Here is a 22,724-nt window from a genome sequence, read left to right on the forward strand (position 1 = left end):
GTTCAATATCGAATAACCAATTGAAACGCTCTGCGGAACTCTGTGCGGTCCTCAGTGTCCTCTGTGGTAAAAAATGTGAAGGAATGAATGCCTGAAGAACCAGTAACCAGTAACCAGTAACCAGCAACCAGTAACCAGCAACCAGTAACCAGCAACCAGCAACAAATCGCCCGTCCTTGTTTTACCCTCTGACTCCCTAAAGGGAGAACCAACAAGGACTAACAATTCAAGCTTCAAGCTTCAAGCCTCAAGCCTCAAGCCTCAAGCCTCACACTTCACCCCGCCGGGGTATTTCTCTGCGTCTTCTCCGCGTCCTCCGCGTTTTCGTATTTTAACCGCGAAGAACGCAGAGAAGATGCTGATTTCCACAGAGATGACGGATGATCAGCCTTTCGGGCTGCTAACCCCCTCGCTGTGCTCCTGGCTATCTTATCTCACGACTCAAGACTGACCACTGGACTCTCGGATTGTTAGATTACCGGACAGATGAACTCCCCGACTTGTTGAATCGTTGTTACGACTGACTTTGAATTTTCAATAGCCAATGTTCAATATCGAATAACCAATTGAAACGCTCTGCGGAACTCTGTGCGGTCCTCAGTGTCCTCTGTGGTAAAAAATGTGAAGGAATGAATGCCTGATGAACCAGCAACCAGCAACCAGTAACCAGCAACCAGTAACCAGTAACCAGTAACCAGCAACCAGTAACCAGCAACCAGCAACCAGTAACCAGTAACCAGCAACCAGCAACCAGCAACAAATCGCCCGTCCTTGTTTTACCCTCTGACTCCCTAAAGGGAGAACCAACAAGGACTAACAATTCAAGCTTCAAGCTTCAAGCCTCAAGCCTCAAGCCTCACACTTCACCCCGCCGGGGTATTTCTCTGCGTCTTCTCCGCGTCCTCCGCGTTTTCGTATTTTAACCGCGAAGAACGCAGAGAAGACGCTGATTTCCATAGAGATGACGGATGCTCAGCCTTTCAGGCTGCTAACCCCCTCGCTGTGCTCCTGGCTATCTTGTCTCACGACTCAATACTCACGTCTCATGTCTCAAGACTCCCGCCTCCCGCCTCCTGTTCATCAAAAATTCACCACCACCGGTTTGGACTTTTTGAAGGTTAGTACAGCCTGTTTGCCATGGGGGTCGCAGGTGATGGACTTTACCGGGAACAGCTCATCGTTGGTCCATTTTTCGCCGGATTTTTTCCACAGCATCAGGCAGGCATATATTCCGGATTCGTTGTTGGCCGGATCGAAATTGGCCGACAGGTTGATGACACTGCTGTGCTCTGCCTGGGGGTGCAGTCCTTCGGTTTCCACCACTTCGGCTTGTTGCCAGCCGTGGAGGGGAACCATGGCCAGCTGGTACTCGCCATTGTCGATGATTGTAGCCTCGAAGGAAGCTTTTTTGCGGGTGGTCGTTGTTAGCTGTCCGTGCAGCTTGGGCAGGGCATAGTGGCCCAGTCGCATGGCAATGCTTTCGCTGCTCTGGTTGCGGTCGACACGCAAAATGCCGTTGGGCAGTGGTTTTTCGGCAAGCTGAAGTTGTACCTGCTCGTTGGTTTCCAATACCGCATCGCGATAATAGATTTCGTTGTCAAACTTTTTAAAGGTGAACAGGCGCAGGGCTTCCCATTGTCCGTCGTGGTTTTTTAACCGGTAGTTCATGGCTACCTCGCCGTTTTCGCCATCGGCCTGCCAGGGGAAGGCACTGTTGTACGACAGGCGGTTGTAGTTTTCGGTTGAGCGGAATTTCTGCCAGTCGTCGGCCACTTTTTCATGGCACCAGGAGCGTATTTCGGAGGCGCCGATGTTGGGGTAGTTGGTGATCAGCAGGTTGGTGGCCGGGGAGAAGTGATTGTAAACCTGTCCTTCTTTCATTTCAGTGCCCCAGGGGCCTTCATTTTCCACAGCCGTCCAAAAGGGATTGTCTTTCGGTACCAGCAGTCCCAGAAAGGCTTTGCCCATCCAGTACACGCTGCCGCGGCAACTGTAAATTTGCACGGCCGGCTCAAAAGGGCCGTAAAAACCCAGGGTGGGGACGCCGTCTTTCAGGAAGTCGGGATGCTGCACAAACTGCAGGATGGTGCTGGAGGAAATATGCCGTAACCAGCCCAGGTTGGCTTGCGACTCGTCGAGCATTCCCCAGAAGGCAAAGGGAGCAATGGCACCCATGCGGTAGGAGATACTTCGGCCCCACATCACCATTTTACCATCGCGGGCAAACAGGTAGGGGTAGCTCTGGTTCATCTCCTTAAAATTTTGCGTCAACGCCTCGGCATAGTCGGGGTAGTACTTTTTCCCGAACACTTCGGACCAGATGATTCCGTACAGCTGATAGGCCCACATACTGTAATAATCGTAGGCCGGATGGTCGTTGTACCAGCCCTGGCCGCGGTAGTCGAGCAGCGACTTGCGGAGGTATTCTTCCAGCAAGGAGTCGTTGACCGCATAGCCCTGATCCTTGAAGAAGCTGAGCACGAAGATGTTGAAGAACTTCCAGTTGGAGTCTACCGTGGGGCCGTCTCCATAGCTGAGCATCAGCTCTGCCAGCCGATCTTTTTGGGCTTGCGGCAGTGGTTCCCAGATGATGTCGGGGGCCACGAAAAGGGAGATGGCCAGTGCCCCAAATTCGACCAGGATCTGACTGGGGCCTCCGTTTGGTGCACGATGGCGGATGAACGACGGGTTTTGGGGATCCAGCAGGTTTTCAAGTTGATGACGGTAGTAGTCGGCAACGCGGACATTGTTGATCGTCAGACTCGGGTCTTCGCGCAGTAGTGGAGCCGCCACAAACAGCGTGCGGCACAAACCTTCGAGTTTTTCGGTGGGTACCTGACCCTCGTTGCGGGGGTAGCTTTTGCCAGGCTGCTTGGGAAACTGCATGGGGTCGTCCAGCTGGTGGACATAGCTAAAGGCGCCCTCCAGCAGGTATCGCGCTGCATCCACCCAGTGCTGGCGGGTCATGCCGGTATAGGGGCTGGTTTTAAAGTCGGGGTCGACCAGTTGAAAGACATTCGTTGTATCGTTTTTATCGGCTGCTGCAGGGGCCGAAGCCTGGGCTGTGAGCCAGCCTGTGATCAGCAACAGTAGTGTGATGAATGGTTTGATTGGTGTTTGCATCTGGTGCTATTTTTTTGTTTAAATGATTGTTCGGATTGTAAGATAGTCAGATTTTCGGACGGGTTGAAGGATTGAAGGATTGATGGATTGAAGAAGTCACAGCCAGTGATAATTTACAATTTAACGATTTACCATTGACGATTGGAAGAAATCGCAAGCGCAGACTGCTGGATTGATTGAAGGATTGAAGGATTGAAGGATTGATTGATGAACCAGCAACCAGTACCCAGTAACCAGCAACAAATCGCCCGTCCTTGTTTTACCCTCTGACTCCCTAAAGGGAGAACCAACAAGGACTAATAACTCAAGCTTCAAGCCTCAAGCCTCAAGATTCACACTTCACACTTCACCCCGCCGGGGTATTTCTCTGCGTCTTCTCCGCGTCCTCCGCGTTTTCGTATTTTAACCGCAGAACGTGTCCCGAACTTGCTTCGGGAGGGCGCAAAGAAGACGCTGAGTTCCGCAGAGATGACGGACGCTCAGCCTTTCAGGCTGCTAACCCCCTCGCTGTGCTCCTGGCTATCTTGTCTCACGACTCACGACTCACGTCTCCCGACTCACGTCTCCCGACTGATCACTGGACTCTCGGATTGTTAGTCCATGAAGTCTATCAATCCAGTGATCCGGCAATTCGAAAACCTGAGCATCCGAACATCCGTCTTCTTTGCGTTCTTCGCGTTTATTTCTTGGTATCCAAAAACTTCAGGTACTCGGTGGCTGCCAACAGGAAGGCGCCCACCCCAAAGTCGGCTGTTGAGTTTTTGTCGATCACCTGCCCGGGGATGGCACGCTCGCCAATGGGCTGCACATAGCCCAGGCGGCCGTCGTCCTGCAAGGCCACGGTGGTCAGGTAGTTCCAGCTTTTGGCTACCACTGGTCCGTATTCTTCCTGATCCAGGATACCGTTGTTGATGCCCCACAAAAAGCCGTAGGTGAAAAAGGCTGTTCCGCTGGTTTCGGGGCCCGGTGCTTGCGCGGGGTCCAGGATGCTGCGGGTCCAGTAGCCTTCGGGCTGTTGGCTCTGTTTCAGCGCGGCAGCCAGGCGTTGAAAGGTTTTCACATACTCGCTGCGGTGCTCATCATCGGCGGGCAGGTCGTTGAGCACCCGCGGAAAGCCGGCAAAGATCCAGCCGTTGCCGCGCGCCCAGAAGTCTTTCAGGCCACTGTTGGTTTGGTGCTTGGGATAAATGTATTTGGCATCGCGGAAAAAATAGCCGGTCGCCGGATCGTACATCAGCTCGCGCGCAAAGGAATAGTACTCGTACAGCTTATCCAGGTATTGGGCATTGCCGGTGATGGCGTGCAGCTTGGTCATGACTGGCATCACCATATACAAACCATCTACCCACCACCAATAGTCGTTTTTATCGGTCGACATCTGGTACTCCATCACTTCGCGGGCGCGTTTGATTTTTTCCGGATCGGGATCGAGCTGGTAGAGCTCGGCATACACCTGAAAGCAGATCTGCCAGTCGCCAAACAGCACATAATCGGCCGACTCGCCGTAGTGGTATTTCCATTTTGATTTGTCGTCGGATGGTGCGCCTTTCCAGTTGTTCTGTTCGGCCCACCTGAGCGAATAGTTCAGATAGTCCTTGTTGCCGGTAGCGCGGTAGGCCGCCATATTGCCGGTGTGGTAGGCCGCCCGGTTCCAAAAGGCATTGCCCGGATCGGGATGCTGCGCCTGCCAATGATCGTTTACCCGCTCAATCAGCGAACATACTTTTCGGTATTCTTTCTTGTTTTTGCCCGACCGCCCAAAGGCATTGCCCATGGTGCCGCAGAGCAGCAAAAGCAGCACGAACTGCAGTTGTCTGGTTCTCATCATCTGTTTGTTGGTGTTTTTCATTGGTGATGCTGTGTTTCTGTTAGTTGGTTTTAAAAGAAATGGGAGAACGGCCGCGAAGGACTTCTCCCATTTCGAGTTAGGGTGTTGTGTTTTCGTTTATGCTTCGGGGTCGTAGGTCTGAATGTCGACGTCGTAGAGCCGGAACTCAGCTAAGTTAAAGTAATTCTTCGACCCGTAGGTTTGCACACAATTGAACCGGAAGTGGGTAAAGGTTTTTCCGGGACGGAAGATCTCGGAAGTGTACTCGGCACCTCCGGCCGATGGTAAGCCTGCACTGATTGTTTTAATGGTTTCCCAGGTTTCGCCATCGTTGCTGATTTGTACTTCCAAAATTTCGGGGCCTACTTGCGACCAGGCCCTGTTTTGGTAGTAAAACTGAAAATCTTCGATGGGTTCCGTCAGGTCGATCTGCACATACTGTGGCATCGGAATTTGCGGAGATGACCAGCGGGTGTGAAAGAAACTGTAAATATCGCCATCCAGCAGGTTGGCAATTGGTCCTTCTGATGGTTCCTGGTTGTTTGTACTCAGCTGATCAGCAGTCAACGGAATTGTTGACGTGGAGATTGTTTCGGTGATTGTCGCCCGGCCCGACATGGCGCTGAAACTTTGTGTTTGGCTGCCCACGTTGGCTTCGTTAAAAGTTTGAAACGAGAAGTCGTAGTTGCCGAATTTTCGCAGGGTATTGTCAATCAACATCGAGTCCTGATAAACAGAAGCAACACGGAAGACGTCTTTCCCGCTTAAGTGGTCGTAATACTTCACTTTAAGCAGGTAGTAGTTCGAGTCGCTCGGCACCTGCCAGTGCAGAATGATTTGCCCCGGTAGCGAGTCGGCAGAGATGGCCTGAATCGCTGAAGGAGCCGCAACATTGGTATCGTTGCCGGCCAGGGGCTCAAAGTTATCGTCGCAACTGGCAAAAGCCAATGCAGCGAGGGCTATGGTTGCATATTTTGTAAATACTTTCATAACTTCAATTTAAAGGTTACTAATTCCACCCGGCGTTTTGGCTTAGGTTCGGGTTTTTACGTCTCTCGCTATCCGGTATGGGGAAGAAGTACATTTTGTCGTCCCAACCTCTTTCTTTCACGTAACGGGTATAGCTGAAGCTGTCGTCGCTGTTTTTCTCGATTTGCATGCAGCTGATCTGTGCAAAAAGTGCTCCTTCTTTCCAGCGGCGAACATCCCAAAAACGATGACCTTCGAAGGCCAGTTCGACCATCCGCTCGTTTTTATATTTCGTTTCAAAGTCCGCATTGCTCAAGCCTGTTTCCAGGGCGGGCATGTTTACGCCGGTGCGTTGGCGAATTACATTCACAGCATCCACAGCCGACAGGGTTAATTCGCCATCGGTGGCATCGGCCGATCCCAGATAGTTGAACGCAGCCTCGGCGTAGTTCAGGTAAAACTCGCCCAAGCGGTAGGTAATCCACGAGTGACGTTTGCTGTTGCTGGTATTGGGACGTAAGTCAACCGAACTGTCCAAATACTTTTTCAGGTAGTAACCAGTAGTGGTTGCTCCCGACAGAGGTGCTCCGTTTAGGCCACCCACATAAGTTTGCAGCTCGTTGCTGTTATACGAAGGCCAACCCGTGTCGCCGTTTTTAGCAATGGTCATTTCAAAGCGCGGGTCGCGACCTTCGTAAGGTTCGGCGGCATTGTAGCCGCTACCTTCCTCGTTCCAGCGTTTTCCGGTTGCTTTCATTTCGTAGGCATCAACCAAGGTTTGCGTCGGGCAGTTACCGGAGCTTCCCCCTTCAACGCCAACCGGAAAGTTGTTTGATTCCAGCCAATTCAGGTCGCCGATGCGGCGGGCAAAGATTACTTCCGAGGCATTGTAGTTTTCGGTTCCCCACAGAGCGGTGTAGGCACCCAGGCTTTTGCCGTAATGTGCACAGCTGTCGATCACGGCTTTGTTAGCCAGGGCAGCATCTTTCCAATATTGGGCATTGTTGCTGGTGTTAAACAAGGGACTTGCGCGGTACAGCAGGCTGCGCGCTTTTAGGGACAGCACCGCCAGTCGCGTTACCCGGCCGGTTTCGGTGTAAGGTAAATCCTGATAGGAAGCCGGCAGCTCGTTGGCAATGGCATCGCATTCAGTGGCGATGAAGTCGAACACATCGCTGGCAGCCGTTCTGCTCAGGCTGTTCGCTTCATCAGCAGTCAGCACCTCAGTTATCAAAGGTACATCGCCGTATTGGCGTACCAGGTTGAAGTAGAAGTAAGCCCTTAGGAAACGAACCTCGTACTGGTAGCGGTTGAAGCGATCCATCTGATCGTTGTAGTCCTGATTGAATTTGAAGTCGTCGTAGGTGTGCCCCTGCGATGCAGTCAGGTAAAAGTTGGCTGCGCGGATGCCCGCATAGCTGTTGTTCCAGATATCAGCCTTGGGGTTACTGGGACTCCAGGCGCCATTGTAAAAGTCGTGTACGTTCGACGATTTCCAGACATAGTCAGCCTCGTCGCTGGCCGACGCCAGCATTCCTCCGCCAAAGTTGCCGAAGTCGTAGTCCAGGTAGCTGTAAACATTGGTTACAAAGCTTTGGGTCCGGTCGAAGCTCGCAAAAATCTGTTCTTCATCGTAGCTGACAAACTCGTTGTAGTCCATTTCTTCGGTACAAGCGGAGAATGCAGCCAGCAAGCTTAATGTAACGAGTATATTTTTTAGTTTCATGATTGTCAATATTTAATAATTAAAATCCAACGGCCAGGCCAAGGTTAAACGAGCGAGTCATTGGGTAGGCAATACCTACTGATTCGGGATCCGACAGGTCGATTTGATCGATCGAGAACAGGTCAACACCGCGCACATACACTTTGGCTGATTTCATTCTCAGTTTCGACAATAATGAGGATGAAAACTTGTAATACACTTCAGCGTTTCTCAGTTTCAGGAAGGAGCGGTCGGCCAGCCAGATTGAGTTTGTCCGGAAGTTGTTGTCGTTGCTTTGAGCGGTCAGGCGCGGATACTTGGCAAAAGGTGTTTCCGGAGTCCAACGGTTGTCGTAATAGTTCTGCGAGATGTTGGTGTTGTTGATCAGGGGCCAGTACATGCTGCTGGTGTTTAATACAGCCGTATAGTTTTCAGCTCCCTGAAACAGAGCGCTTACACCAAATCCTTTGTATTCAACACCAACGTTGAAGGAGTAATAAATTTCGGGAACGGTGCTGTTGTAGCCCATCGGGATGGCGTCGTAGTCGTTGATGATGCCATCGTTGTTCTGATCCTTGTACTTAATGTCGCCGGCTTTCACCTCGCTAAACTGTTGTGCCGGGCTATTGGCAATGTCGGCTTCGTCGATAAAGTAGCCAATTGCCTGCAGGCCAAAGATCTGGTTCACCGGGTTGCCCGTTTCGCGCAGGTAGTCGTAAGCCCGGGGTTCTTCCAGCTTTTCTTTCACCTCGTTTTTCGCTAAGGTGAATTTGGCGCCCAGGTCCACTTTCAGGTCACCCCATTGTTTGGTGTAATTGGCGCCCGCTTCAAAGCCCCAGCTGTCCACCACGCCGGCATTCACATAAGCCGAGCTAACACCCAGTACGGCCGAGTTGGCACCACCGGCTGACACCCAGATGTCTTTCCGTTTTTCGTAGAATCCGTCAACGCTTGCTGTAAGCCCGCCAAACAGGCCGGCATCAAGCCCCAGGTTGTATTTGATGGCTTTTTCGCGCGATGAATTCATGCTGGCCAACCGACCTTCGGCAGTACCTCCGTACCAGCTGTAGTTGTTTCCCAGGTTGTAGCCGCCGCCGCCACCAAAGCTTTGTTCCCAGTAGTCTTCGGCCGGGATATTGTCGGTGTTGATAATCCCCCATGAAGCTCTTAGTTTCAGGAAGTCAACTTGACGGGCATCTTTCAGGAAGTCCTCGTTAGAGAGCACCCATGCTGCCGAAACTGTTGGCGAATATCCCCAACGGCTACCCGGCGCCAGTTTGTTGGATGCTGAAGCCACCAGGGCAATATCGGCAATATAGCGGCTGTCGTACGCATAGTGCCCGTAAAGCGCTACATTTTGGCGGTAGTAGGTATTGTTTTGGTTGTTTTTATTCATATTCTCGAAGGAATAGATTAAGGAACCAAAGAGTTTGTTCTTGCCGAGTGAACGTTGATAGTCTGCATTGGCAATGAAATTCATGTGGCGGTTTTGCCAGTCGAGTTTATTGCTGAAGCCGAGTTCACTGTCGGCACCTGCCGAGTAGCGGCTTGTGGCCACCGGCACACCGTCCTGCCAATCAGTTACCGCATCGCTGGCGTAGGCGAAATCTTTGTTGTGCCCTTCCCAGTAGGCGGCAATATTATCGTAGCCCAATCGTACCGAAGCACTTAAGCCTTCCAGGATTTCTTTTAAGTCCTGTGTTAACTTCACGTCGGCATACAAGGCGCGGGTATGTCCTTTGGAGTAACCTCGGGCTTGCGACAATGCAACGGGGTTGCTTCCTCCCCAGGTGGCATTCCCGCCCCATATTCCGTCGGCTGTTTTAATCGGGAAAGCTGCCGAAGGCGTGTTGTAGAGATTCGACATGATATTGTCCGAGCCAAGTCCCGGGCGCGAGAATTCGTTCAGCACCCCCATCAGGTTTACCTGAACTTGTGTGGTTGATGTCAGATCGATATCCAGGTTTGTGCGAATGTTACCTTTCGAGAATTTTTCCTGTGTTGAATAGCCGTCATTCATTTCGGCATTATCAAAGAAGCCTTGGTTGCCCTGTAGGTTAAACATGGTGAAATAGCGCATTTTCTGGCCCCCACCACGGAAGTTAACATTGTAAATGTTCGACATACCGTTGTCGCGGAACACTTCGTTAAACCAATCGATATTGGGGTACAGGTCCGGATAGTTGCCACTTTGAAAGGCATTCAGCTCATCCTGTGAATAACGGGCCGCTTCACCATCGTTGGCTAAGGCCTCGTTAACAGCCTGAGCGTAGGTATAGGAATCCACCATCTCCGGCATCCGGGTTTGCGTTTTAAAACCGTGATCGAAACTCACGTTTACATCGTTGGTTTTGTATTTTCCGCGAATGGTTTTAATGGAAAGCACCCCGTTAATACCCCGGTAGCCGTAAAGAGCCACCGCCGCCGCATCGCGCAATACCGACACGGACTCAACCTCTTCGGGAACAACATACTTGATGTCGCGTTCCAGTCCGTCAACCAGCACCAGGATGCCATTGGTGGAAAGCGTTTGCAGTCCGCGAATATAGAAGGAAGGTTCCTGATCCCAGGCCGGGCCGCTGTTTTGCAGGGTCGACAAGCCCAGAGCATTGCCGTATAGTGAGTTGGCAATACTGAATGCCGAGCGGTTGTTCACATCCTGCGAAGAGCTTTTGGAGATGGCTGCCGTTGATTCGGCCACTGTTTGACGGATACCGAAGCCGCGGTCGACTGACTCGGAAGCCAAGTCCATTTTTATACTCATTGCGTTTTCGGTGTCTACCGGAATCACTTTCGTACTATTGTCGGAAGTCACAATTCGCAGCTGATCGTTGGCCGTGACGAACAATTGAAATTTTCCTGCTTTGTCGGTATATACCTTAATCGCAGGGTCTGCCGTCGAAACAACTAAGGCGCCCGACACCGGGTTGCCATAGCGGTCGGTTACCTGGCCTGAGGCACTCAGGTTCTGAGACCAGGCGTTTATGCCTAGGAGCATAAACGTGGCTAAAACTATAATCTTGTATCTTGTAAGCATACTAATCTGTTTTTAATGATTTACACCCTGGTTTACCATCCCGGATTTTGAGTCAGGCCGTAACCTTTGTTCACCTCAACCGGCGGGAAGGCCGCTAGATACCATTTGGGGCTGAAGCTGGTCCACCAGGCTCTTTTGGCATTTGTTAACTCGAATTTGCTGTAGGTAAATTCCGTTGGACGCGGACCGCGTGTTGAGGCGTCTTTGTCGGACCAGGAGTCTTGTACACCGTCGGCCCGGTAAATACGAAGACCGTGGAGTTGTTTTTGGAACAAGTCGGCTCGTTTGTTACGGATCAGGTCGAACAGGCGAACATCTTCCAGCCCTAGTTCGCAGGCCCGTTCACGAAGGATTTCTTCCATCAGTACATCAGCATCCGACAAGTTTTTGTCCGGGTTACTGGCCTCCAGTCCACCCATTCCTACGCGGGCACGCACTTGGTCGACCATGTTGATGGCTTCGCCGGTTCTGCCGGCTTTTAACAGGGCTTCAGCATAAATCAGGTATACTTCCGAGAGGCGCAAATAAGGCCACAAGGTGGGTTTGTTCAGGTTGGCCGAGAAATCCAGAATGAATTTGTAGTTGGCATAGCCGGTAGCATATTGGCCGGTTTCCAGTTCCGAATTTTGACGGGCTTCGCGGCCGCCAACCCACAATTCAGCCTGGCGTCCCTGGTAGCTGGCGCCTTCCACCAGGATGGTTTCGAAGAGGCGCGGGTCGCGTTGCGTAAACATGTTGGCCACATCATTGGGGTCATCCCAGTCAAAGGGCGTTCCATCGGCCATGGGGAACATTTCAACATATTCCTGGGTTGGAGTGAATGCTCCGTTCATGTTCGACTGCGGAAAATAATAGTTCCACTGCCAGTTGCTGCCGTAGGTGTAGCGCACGCGGGTTGAAATCAGCATCTCGGGGTTGGCTGCACCACTACCACGGGTAAAGTAGGCATTGCGGAAAGCTGTTCGATAGTCAGCGGGGCTTGTTCCAGCGGCTTGCACCAAACCATAAACACCTTTTTGATTCAGCTCGGTAAAGAAGCTTTCGCAGGCCTGCAATAATTCAGTCCATAGTTCGGGTTTGTAAGCTCCGTACCATACCTGCAAGTTGGTAACCGCTTCCTGTGGGCCTTCGGTGCAGTAAGGTTCACTGTCGTTGAACAGCGGGCTGGCCGCAAACAGCAGCACTTTGCATTTTAGCGCCATAGCAGCAGCGCGTGTAAAGCGCCCGTCCCAGTTGGAGATGTCGGCAGCATCGAGCGACCAAGGGAGGTCGGCAGCAGCCTGATCCAGCAGTTGGGTCATGAACGTCACGGTTGCATCAACCGTTCCGCGTTCAAACTGATAAGCCGAAGCATCGTTGCTCACTTGAATGGCGTGATCCAGGATGGGAAGTCCTCCGTAGTGGCGGAACATGTCGAAATAGCGGGAGGCAATAATGACTTTGGCTTCAGCCTTCAGTCGTTTTTTCTCGGCTTCATCCATATCGGGTACGCGATCTACATTTTCGATGAAGATCCAGCTTTGGCGAATGGCCTCCCAGGTTTCTTCGTTAGTGTAGCCAAAGCGGGTATCGCTTCCGCTTTCGGTTCCGGCGCTGTAGCTGCCCGAGTAGTAGTGGCGGTTCACACCATCCCAGCTTAGGTGGCTGTGCCAGCAGTCGGAAAGGGTCTCGAACATGCCCATGTTCATTTTATTGTCAATGCTGTTCCAGTAAATTGGCAGCCCGTAGTATAATTTGCTGTAGTCGTTCCACAAAAAACGACGGGCATATTCGGCACTATTGAAGATGGTGTCCTGGGTGACGTCTACCCCCGGTTGTTTTTCCAGGAATGAGTCGCCCACTGCGAAGTCATCCACGCAGGATGTCAGAGCAATACCTCCCAGCAGGATGGCAGCACAAAATATTTTTATTTTTTTCATATTTATTAGCGTCATGGTTTACAATTAAAAGCCAACCTTCAAACCGAGGTTGAACACACGGGTAAGCGGATATTGGGGGCGCGAACTGGTTCTTGATTCGGGGTCGCCCAACTTGAATTTCGAGAAAGTCAACAAGTTGTATCCGTTCAGGTAGATGCGGCAATTTTCGACACCGGCACGTTTGAGTAACGGGAAGTTCATTTTGTAACCGATTTCAACGTTTTTCAGACGAACATAGTTTGAATTAACCAGGAACAGGTCTGAACTTTGGTAGTTGTTGGTTTTGTGGGCCAGTGTTGCCCGAGGCAATTTGGCTGTTGCTGCCGTTTCGGGTGTCCACCGTTGTTCGTACTGGTAAAGCAAGAGTCCTTTACCGTTGGTATCGCCCAGAGGTTCGCGGAAGGTTTCCTGCAGCAAACGGCTGGTGTTGAAAGCGCCGGTCCATTGCGAGCTGAAATCGAAGTTCTTCCACTCGAAGCCCACTTGCATTCCGACAACATATTCGGGAACGTCGGTGTAGCCAGCTTTGGTGATATCGTCCGAGTCGATAATTCCGTCTTTGTTCAGGTCAACATACACCACATCGCCGGGTTCCAGTCCGCCGGCATGTTCGGCAATGTCAATCCCGTATTGTTTTTTGTAGCGTTCGTTGGCGGTGTCGTCATAAAATCCCCAGAATTTACGGATGATGTTCGATCCCAGCGGACGACCCGTTTCCCACATATAGTTTTCGTTGGGCTGTACTTCGCCCTGCTCGATGATTTTGTTGCGTGCAAAGGAGAAATTGCCATTGACCCAGTAGCGGAAATCTTTGCCGACGTTGTCATTCCATTTCATCGATACTTCATAACCATGATTGTCCACAACTCCCAGGTTAATCACCGGCAAGGTTACTCCAACAATACCGGGAACCGTTTCGGAGCGTAACAGAATGTCTTCGCGATGTTCTTTGAAAACATCCACCGACAGTTTAAAACGTTCGCGAAGGAAGGCCAGGTCAATTCCGTAGTTTTGTTTGTGGGCTTTCTCCCAGGTTACCAATGGGTTGGATTTGGCTGCTTCGTAAGCTCCCGACTGGCTCGAACCTACGTTGGTCCCAAAGTTGTAGCCACTGCCGCCAAGTACGTACGAGTCGGGGATATACAGGAAGCGGCTGTTGCCGAATTTGTCGTTACCAACAATCCCGTACGAAGCACGAAGCTTCATGTAGTTGACGATGTGTTTTACATTGGCCATGAAGTTTTCTTCGGTAACTACCCAGCCCAGCGAGCCGGCCGGGAAGAAGCCGTAGCGTTTGCCCGGAGCAAAGTTTTCGGATCCGTTATAACCCACGTTAAACTCGGCCATGTAGCGGGTTTTATAGTCGTAGGTTACACGACCAACCAAGCCTACATAACCCGAAGGAATATCGGTATAGGATGCCGGATAATAGGTTTTCGATTGGGTGTAAAGGGCGAGAGCACCGATGGTATGGTCGCCGAATTTCCGGTCGTAGTTCAAACTGGTTTCAGCATACCAGTTCCGTCCCTGCGAATAGCTTTCGCCATATCCCAGTTCGCCGTCGTCGCCGCTCTTGCGGTATTCGATGGTGCCATTTGTCTCAACCGGTGTGTAATAGGCAATTGATGAACTACGTGATTTAAGCTGTGTGTAACTACTGTTGTATGCTCCTTTCATTTTGAAAGACAGCCCTTTGGTTACAAAATCGAGTTTTTGACGTAAGGCGATGTCAACGTTCAGGTCATTCACATTGCGGCGATTATAACCTTTGCCGTAGTAAGGACTTAAACCATCGGTTCCCACGCCGGGGATATAGTCGGGGTTGCTCACAATACGTTTTCCATCAATAATACCGGCTCCACCAAAGGGCGTTGCCCAGTACAGCTGGCGAAACAACTGATTTTGATCTTCGTTTGAGATGGGCGTTGTGCGGGTTGATGTGTTACCACCAAGGTTTACCGACAGCAGGGTCGAATTGGTTAAATCGAAGTCGAGGTTCGCCCGGTAGTTGTAGCGTTTATAATCGAAGTTGAAGTTGTAGCCTACGTCGAAGGTTTTGAAAAGCCCTTCCTGTGTGTAGGCACCTATCGATACAAAATAGCGAACCTTTTCAACACCTCCCGAGATGCTTACGTTGTGTTGCGACTGCATGGCGCCATCTTTTAGCAAGTAGTCCATCCAGTCCATATCCGGGTAGAGGATCGGGTTGGAGTGGGTGCGGAAGGCTTCCAGCACTTCAGGTTGGTATCTTAAGGCATCGGTCGATACGCCATCGTTTTGTTGTGCTTCGTTATAGAAGCTGGCGTATTGGTAGCTGTTGGCAAACTCCAGCAGTTTGGTTGGCACCTGCACCCCAACCGACGTTGAGAAGTTGATTTTTGCCTGCCCTTCGGTACCGCGTTTGGTGGTAATTAAGATAACGCCGTTGGCACCACGCACCCCAAATACCGCTGTTGCCGAAGCATCTTTCAAAACGGTAATACTTTCAATTTCGTTGGGGTCGATTGAGTTGAAGTCGCGCTCAACACCGTCGACCTGAATCAACGGGCTGGTGCCGTTTGAAGTTGCCACCCCGCGGATATAGATGTCGGCCGCATCGGCACCCGGTTCCCCTGAATACTGAACCGATGATAAACCGGTGACTGCGCCCGACAGTGCGTTGGCTACTGATCCGGTCGGGGTTTTTAACAGGTCGTCGCCGGTCATGGCCGAGATTGCCCCGGTGATGGTTACTTTTTTCTGTGTCCCGTAGGCCACAGCAACCACTTCGCCGATACCGATCGTCGATTCTTCCAGACTGACATTAATAACGGTCTGCGAGCCAATCTCGATTTCCTGCGTGCTGTAGCCAACAAATGACACAACCAGGGTTCCGCCATTATCGGGAATCGACAGGTTGTAGTTCCCGTCAATGTCGGTAACTGCCCCGATCGTCGTTCCCTTAATGGTGACGGTTGCTCCGGGGACGCCAACCTTGGTTTGGTCGACTACTTTACCACGAATCGTTCGTTTTTGTTGATTCTGGCTTGTCAGGTTTTGAGCCGTTTGGCTGGAGGCTGAGGGCTTCTGCTCATACCTGTTGCCGGTATTCTTTTCGGCAGCCCAAGACGACATCGAACTTACTCCCATGACCCATAGACTCAGAAAAGTCATGCGGAGCAAGGATTTTGCGTTGCTTCTCATTCGGAAGCTACTCCTTGTGCATCTTTGTTTCATAGATTAGAGATGATTTATTTATTGTTTAAAATTCTGTGAGAGCTTTCGTAATTCGTATCTGATGCGTTGGTTTAATTGATCTTGGTATTACTGATATACACGAACATAATCGACCTCGTAGCGCAGGGGGAAGCCCGAGTCGATGGGGGTTCCGCCATTGGCGCCGATGGCCAGGTTGAGCAGCAGGTAAAATTTTTGCGGGTCGACAAACGGATTGCGGCTGTCGGCATTTCGCGTTTTGGTCAGGTCGGTTTCGTTCAGCAGCTCGCCATCCAGATACAGGCGGATGCTGTTGCTGTCCCATTTCATGGCCCAGATATGGAATTGGTCGGCCCACTGGGGATCGCGGCTTGTAAAATCGCTCAGCTTTTTGGTCACGCTGTCCCAGGCTGCTTGGTAGCGTTGGGCCGTTCCCCAGGCTACATTGGCCAGAATATGAGGCTCGTCATTGATTCGGTAAAATTCCATCATATCGATTTCGCCGTTATCGGGCCATTCGCCATCGGTTCCCAGCAGCCAGATGGCCGGCCACGAGCCGCTTCGGGGGTCAATCTTTGCGCGCACTTCATAATAGCCGCCGGCAGGCCACTCGTGCAGCCCTTTGGTGATCAGGCACGATGAACTGTAGTGGGCGTACTCGCGGCTGTTGCGCCAGTCGTGCGCTGTTGGACTGTAGGAGGGGTTGGCAATTTTTTGCTGGCGGCCTTCAATAATTAGTGTGCCGTTTTCGCATCGCGCATTATCGGGTTGGTACCATTGTAATTCCTGGTTGCGGACAAATCCGTATTCGTAGTTCCAGTTGGCCGGATCGGGGGTGCCGATATGGTCAAACTCGTCATTCCAAACCAGTGTTAGTCCTTCTTTGTGGCGGGGAATCGGATCGGTTTGCACGTTTTGCATGCAGTTGGCAGTAGCGCAAATGGGAAGCCCGCAGCAAAGCAGCAAGGGGGCTGTCAGCCTAATTTGTTTTTGAATGCGAATTACAGTTTGGTTCAGTTTGGATAACATGATCTCAAAAGTTTAGTCGAATGATTGTCCTCATGTCAGAGGCACAAACAAATGTGGGTATTTCAGATGGCGGGGGATAGAATGAATTCGATTTATACTGATACGGATTTGCCAGGAGTGCTAATTATTCGATAAAGGCTATCAATTATTCGATTCCTTCGCTTGTGAAATTTGATGATTGACCTCTTTTTGGTCGTTGTAAGTTGTTTGAAAAGAGTTGTGTATAGTTGTTGTGGAGGGCTGGTGCAGAAAAAGCATACTTTACGAGGCGGATTGCGCTATTTTTGCAGTGATAAATAATTCGATTACTTTTTCGAAGTTTAACTGTTGTATCAAACCTAAGCCAGGAAGCCATGAACCGTTTATTTTTGTCATTTCTGTTTGCCATAGTGGCGATTATAAGTCCTGCTCAGAATGAAATTCATTTTGCTCATCTGGGCATGCAGGACGGGTTTACCAACAGCCGGGCCAATACCATTATTCAGGATCGAAAGGGCTTTATCTGGGTGGGCACCTGGAATGGCTTGAACCGTTACGATGGATATAACTGCATCAACTATCAGCCGGGATTTCACGACTCGGTGTCGGTAGCCAACCGCGAGATTGTGGCGCTGATGGAAGGCAAGAATGGCGCGATCTGGATTGGTACCTCCGTTGGGTTGAGCCGGCTAGATCCGGAGACCGGCGTCTTTAAAAACTACGAATTTCGTAATCGCATACTTTCCCTTTGCGAAGATCCGTCCGGAGCGATTTGGATTGGCACCTGGGGAGGGGGCTTGTACCGCTTAAATCCCGAAAGCGGCGAGAAGGTTCACTTCCTGGCCGCCGATATTGTGAGCGATGTCATGATTGATAGTCGCGGCATTTTATGGGTGGCCACCTACTATGGTCTGCTGCGCAAGTCGGCGGAGAACGATTCGTTTGACCGCTTTATACACCAGGCATCGGGCAACTCCATTAGCAATTCGGTTGTTACGCAAATCACCGAGTCGGCCGATGGCTGCTTGTGGGCAGGTACCTGGGGCGGTGGTCTTGACCGGATAAGGGTACTTGACGAAGGACAGCAGCTGCATTTTACCAACTTCAGCCTCAGTGCTTCAGGCGATGGGCAGCCAGGCGGAGTGGTCTCCAAGCTTTATTACGACCAGTTTCACAATCTGTGGATTGGTACCTGGAATGATGGCCTGCGCCTGTTGCGGGCCGATCAGCAGCAGTTGGCGCCGACCGAGGCCCGGATGATTGCTTATCAGGCCGAACTTGAAAATTCCGCCAGCCTCTCATCTGCCAGTATTTCGGCCCTCTGGGTTGATGCCAGTGGTTTGCTGTGGGTGGGCGGAGCTACTATCGATCGTGCCTCCATTACCGAGCGCGGTGTGGATCGCTATCGCTTGCCTGCTGAGTCGGGGCAGTTGCCCGGAAATGGCCCCGTGCGTTGCTTTGCCGGGCGTGGTGAGCAGCTGTTTGTTGCTTCAGGCAATACGGTTTTTCAATACCGGCGCCATCAAAAAGAATACCTGTTTCGAAAAAAATATGGCTCGTTGGGTTATCCCCTGGCAGGGGGCAAGGTTGGCGCCAGCTCGGTGCTGGACCTGGCGGCCGACTCCGCCGGTTTGTGGATTGGCACCGAAGATGCCGGTTTGATCTTTTATCCATACAACAGCGATGGTCTGCTCGATCCGGCGAAGGCACAGTACTTCAATCATCAGAGCAGAAGCCCGATTGCGGGGGACAAGGTTTGCAGTATTGTCTTGAGCAAGGCCTATCCCGGAACAATTTGGCTGGGAACCCTTCAGAGCGGGATCACCAGGCTCCGCAAAACGGGAAAGGGGCAATTTGTCAGTGAAAATTTCAAGGCTGCAAACGGCTCCTTGTCCGACAACAATATCCGCACATTGTACGAAGACGCGGCCGGAAAACTATGGATTGGCACGCAGGATGGCTTAAACTGTTATGATCCGCAAATCGAGCATTTCGAGTCGTATTTTTATTCAGTTGAGGATAGCAATTCGTTGAATGATAATGTGATTAATGCGATCTTTGAAGACAGCTCCGGTGGCCTGTGGGTTGGCACCAACTCGGGCTTGAACAAAGCTTTAATAGCTTCGGATGGGGACGAGAAATCGCCGGTTCAGTTTCGGGGATTTCCCGATAAGGCCTATCTGAGCAACGAAATTGTGACCAACCTTTTTGAGGATGGCAGCGGTAATCTGTGGGTGCGTATGTATCGGGGGTTTATAAAGATGAATATGGGCAACGAAGAGGTCGTTGGCCAGTATTTTTCGCGCGATTATGAAAATCTGATGTTGGCGCGAAATTCCAGTTTGCAGCTGGCGACCGGCCAGTTTGTGCTCGATGCCCAAAATGGATTCTTAAGCTTTTCACCCGATAGCATCGTTAAGAATGCCCGTCCGCCGAAGGTTGTTATTACCAGTTTCAAGGTGCTTAACCAGCCGGTTGACGAGAACCGGGAATTGCAAAAGCGAATGGGCATATTGCAAAGTATCCCTTACACGTCGCAGCTGGAATTGTCGTACCGCGATAAGATGATCACTGCCGAGTTTTCGGCCATGGATTACAAAAATCCCCAAAAGAATGAATACCAGTACAAGCTGGAAGGTTTTGACAATCAGTGGAATCAGGTAGGTGCTCAAAATACGGCTACCTACACTAACCTGCCGTCCGGGAGCTATACGCTGCGCGTGAAAGCCAAAAACAGCGATGGCCAGTGGAGCGAACAGGAAGCCGCGCTGGTGTTGCTGGTTTCGCCACCCTGGTGGAAGAGCATCTGGGCTTACCTGGTGTACCTGGCAGCAGTTGGCGGCCTGCTCTATTTCTTCAGCAAGTACACCTTTATCCGGGCGCAGGTGAAAAGTGAACTCAAGTTTGAGCAAATGAGAAACCAGGAGATGGCCCGCCTGAATGAGCTGAAGTCCTTCTTCTTCACCGATATTACCCATGAGCTGAAAACACCTTTGACTTTGATTCTGGGGCCTGCCCGCGAGCTTACGGCCGACAAAAGTCTGAATGCTTACGCCGCCAAGCAAGCCGAGCTGATTAAAAACAGTGCCTACAAGTTGCTGCGACTGGTCAATCAGCTGATGGAGTTTCGGAAGATTGAAAAGGGGGTGGATGAAAAACTATATGCCCAACCCTGCAATGTTGATCAGATGCTGAGCGAGGTTTATGCTTTTTTCAAACCCATGGCCGACTCGCGGCGCATTCATTTTAGTCTGAATGTTGATCCGGAGTCGATTGTGGCTTATGTTGATCCGGATAAGCTTGAGAAAGTTATTTTCAACCTGATTTCGAATGCCTTTAAATACTCGAACGACAACAGTAAAATTGTGGTGAGCGCAAGGTTGAGGGCTCCGGAAGGTGAAGTGCTGCAAACGCTGGTGCTGGAGGTGGAAGACAGCGGAATCGGTATCCCGCCCGAGTATCTGGACAAGATCTTCGAGCGCTTCTATCAGGTGCACCAGCGGCGCACGCAAAGTACGGGCGGTATTGGTTTGTTCCTGGCCAAAGCGCTGGTTGAGCAGCATGGCGGTACCATCAGCGTTGCTAGTGAACCCGGCAAAGGGAGTTGTTTCAGGGTTGAAATCCCGGTTAATCCGGAATTGCTGGCCAATGCCTTGCAGCATGAGACGATCAACAGCTTGCCGGCTGATGCAGAGGAGGAGACGGCCGGGGAATCTGTAAGCCTTTCGCTATCAGCCAAAGCGGCAGCGGGCAAACAACTGATTTTGGTGATTGAAGATGATGCCGACCTGAACGACTTTTTAGCAACGGGCCTGGCTGCCGACTACCGGGTAATCACCGCTTTTAACGGAAAAGAAGGATTGGAGAAAGCGCGCGAACAGCTGCCCGATCTCATTTTGTCCGACATCATGATGCCCGAAATGGATGGATTTGAGTTCTGCCAAATTGCCCGGCAGGATATTAACCTGTCGCACATACCGCTGGTTTTCCTGACGGCCAAGACCATGCAGGACGATGAAATAAAGGGCTTGAAGCTGGGGGCTGTCGATTACATTTATAAGCCCTTCAACCTGGTTTCGCTCAAGTTGAAGATCAACAACATCCTTTCAGCCCAAAAGCAACTGCAGGATCGCTTGCGGACCGAGCAGATTCTGGAGCCCGAAACGGAGGAATTATCATCGCTGGATGAAATCTTTTTGAAGGATGCCGTTGAAGCGATCCAGCAAAATCTGGACGATCCGAATTTTGATGTTGAGGCGTTTAGCCAGGCCCTGAAGATGAGCTCCAACCAGCTGTACCGGAAAATCAAGGCGCTGACCGGTCAAACGGCCAAAGAGTTCATCCGCACGCAGCGGCTAAAAACGGCCGCCGGCCTGTTGGTGCAGAAAAAACGGAATATCTCCGAAATTATTTACATGGTTGGTTTCTCCAGTCCCTCGTATTTTACGCGCTGCTTTAAGGAGTTTTATGGGTGTACCCCGCGGGAGTATATGGAAAAAGGCCTTCCCGTGGATGTTGGCGACAAGTCGTAAGCTAAGTGCTTTACCGGGTGTTGAATGAGGGCTTTGTGCCTGGTGGGCGGATTATGCCCCGAAGTTCGATTTTGTACCATTAACTTTTAAATTTCTGCCAGCAATCGCGCCGGCAGCAGCGTATGTTTGGGCTCCAATAAATGGAAATACGATTCGACAACCGATTAATTTCAACTCAAGCATGAAGCGAAAACAAGGATTAACAGGATTTTTGCATTTTTTAGGGGCTGTTGCAGCAGCTGTATTGCTGGGCAGCTGTTCGCCGGGAACGGCTAAGCAGGCTAAAAACACCGGTTTTAAACCCGGCGAGCTGTGGCTCGATACCGACAGTGTACACATCAACGCCCATGGTGGCGGTATTTTATTCTTCAACAATACTTATTACTGGTTTGGCGAGTTTAAAACTGCCGGCGTGGCAGGTAATACCGCCCAGTTTGGGGTGAGCTGTTATTCGTCAACCGACCTGTACAACTGGCAAAACGAAGGCATTGCCCTGGAGGTTTCCGACCAGCCGGGATCGGATATTGAAAAAGGCTGCGTGATTGAACGCCCCAAAGTGATTTACAACCAGCAGACCGGCAAGTTTGTGCTATGGTTTCACCTTGAGTTAAAAGGGCAGGGCTATGCTGCGGCACGAACGGCTGTGGCTGTTGCCGATCGGGTGACAGGCCCCTACACTTTTGTGAAATCTTTACGCCCCAATCAGGGACAGTGGCCGCTTGGCTATCCGGATGAGCTGAAAACGAAGAAATATGCCGACAAGCTGGAATGGTGGACGCCCGAGTGGTACCAGGCCATCGATGAAGGTTTGTTTCTGCAGCGTGATCTGGAGGGCGGACAGATGTCGCGCGATATGCAGTTGTTTGTCGATGACGACTGCAAAGCTTACCATATTCACTCATCGGAAGATAACCTGACCCTGCACATCTCGGAGCTGACGGACGACTACCAGGGCTTCACCGGGAAATACAGCCGCATCTTTCCGGCGGGGCACAACGAAGCACCGGCGCTTTTCAAACACAACGGAACCTACTATCTGATGGCCTCGGGATGTACCGGCTGGGAGCCCAACGCGGCACGTCTGTTCCGCGCCAGCTCGATTTGGGGCCCCTGGGAAGCGCTCGGAAATCCCTGTGTTGGCGCTGATGCCGGGCTAACCTTTCATTCGCAAAGCACTTACATTGTGCCGGTACAAGGCAAAAAAGATGCGTTCATCTACATGGGCGACCGCTGGACACCGAAAAATCCGATTGATGGACGTTATATCTGGCTGCCCATTCAATTTGAAAACGACCTTCCTGTTATTCGCTGGCACGACGCGTGGGATTTGTCGGTCTTCATCGATTAATGGCGGAGGTTTCTGTTAATTGAGAACGGTTCTAAATTGAGGGCTCTACGCGAACGGCCC

Annotated in this window: 10 protein-coding genes; 2 read left to right on the plus strand and 8 right to left on the minus strand. The window is 51.2% G+C overall.

Annotation, left to right across the window (positions count from 1 at the left end):
* Positions 1–1,080: 1,080 nt before the first annotated feature.
* The 8 genes from C8N47_RS14580 to C8N47_RS14615 form a co-directional block, all read right to left on the minus strand.
* Positions 1,081–3,123, minus strand: a complete 2,043-nt coding sequence (locus tag C8N47_RS14580; protein ID WP_107823309.1) for a DUF2264 domain-containing protein — start codon at positions 3,121–3,123, stop codon at positions 1,081–1,083.
* 679 nt (positions 3,124–3,802) lie between these two features.
* Entirely contained in the window at positions 3,803–4,951 is a 1,149-nt protein-coding gene (locus tag C8N47_RS14585; protein WP_245915724.1) for a glycoside hydrolase family 88/105 protein, read from the minus strand.
* 117 nt (positions 4,952–5,068) lie between these two features.
* Positions 5,069–5,941, minus strand: coding sequence for a discoidin domain-containing protein (locus tag C8N47_RS14590; RefSeq protein ID WP_107823310.1), 873 nt, complete (start codon positions 5,939–5,941; stop codon positions 5,069–5,071).
* A 19-nt stretch (positions 5,942–5,960) separates the two neighbouring features.
* Positions 5,961–7,646 (minus strand): RagB/SusD family nutrient uptake outer membrane protein, encoded by a 1,686-nt coding sequence (locus C8N47_RS14595; RefSeq protein ID WP_107823311.1) that lies wholly within the window; start codon positions 7,644–7,646, stop codon positions 5,961–5,963.
* Between the two features lie 19 nt (positions 7,647–7,665).
* Positions 7,666–10,662, minus strand: a complete 2,997-nt coding sequence (locus C8N47_RS14600) for a SusC/RagA family TonB-linked outer membrane protein (RefSeq protein ID WP_107823312.1) — start codon at positions 10,660–10,662, stop codon at positions 7,666–7,668.
* A 32-nt stretch (positions 10,663–10,694) separates the two neighbouring features.
* Positions 10,695–12,581: a RagB/SusD family nutrient uptake outer membrane protein gene (locus C8N47_RS14605; protein ID WP_107823313.1), complete on the minus strand. Its 1,887-nt coding sequence runs from the start codon at positions 12,579–12,581 to the stop codon at positions 10,695–10,697.
* 24 nt (positions 12,582–12,605) lie between these two features.
* Positions 12,606–15,734, minus strand: coding sequence for a SusC/RagA family TonB-linked outer membrane protein (locus C8N47_RS14610; RefSeq protein ID WP_107823314.1), 3,129 nt, complete (start codon positions 15,732–15,734; stop codon positions 12,606–12,608).
* Between the two features lie 150 nt (positions 15,735–15,884).
* Positions 15,885–16,805 (minus strand): glycoside hydrolase family 16 protein, encoded by a 921-nt coding sequence (locus C8N47_RS14615; protein ID WP_107823315.1) that lies wholly within the window; start codon positions 16,803–16,805, stop codon positions 15,885–15,887.
* Between the two features lie 353 nt (positions 16,806–17,158).
* On the opposite strand from C8N47_RS14615, the gene C8N47_RS14620 reads away from it, so the two are divergent.
* Positions 17,159–21,316 carry a hybrid sensor histidine kinase/response regulator transcription factor gene (locus C8N47_RS14620; protein WP_107823316.1) on the plus strand — a complete coding sequence of 1,386 codons (4,158 nt, stop codon included), beginning with the start codon at positions 17,159–17,161 and terminating at the stop codon, positions 21,314–21,316.
* Positions 21,317–21,497: 181 nt separating this feature from the next.
* Entirely contained in the window at positions 21,498–22,664 is a 1,167-nt protein-coding gene (locus C8N47_RS14625; RefSeq protein ID WP_107823317.1) for a glycoside hydrolase family 43 protein, read from the plus strand.
* The last annotated feature ends 60 nt before the right edge of the window (positions 22,665–22,724 follow it).

This window comes from Mangrovibacterium marinum (genome assembly GCF_003046625.1).
Lineage (GTDB): Bacteria > Bacteroidota > Bacteroidia > Bacteroidales > Prolixibacteraceae > Mangrovibacterium > Mangrovibacterium marinum.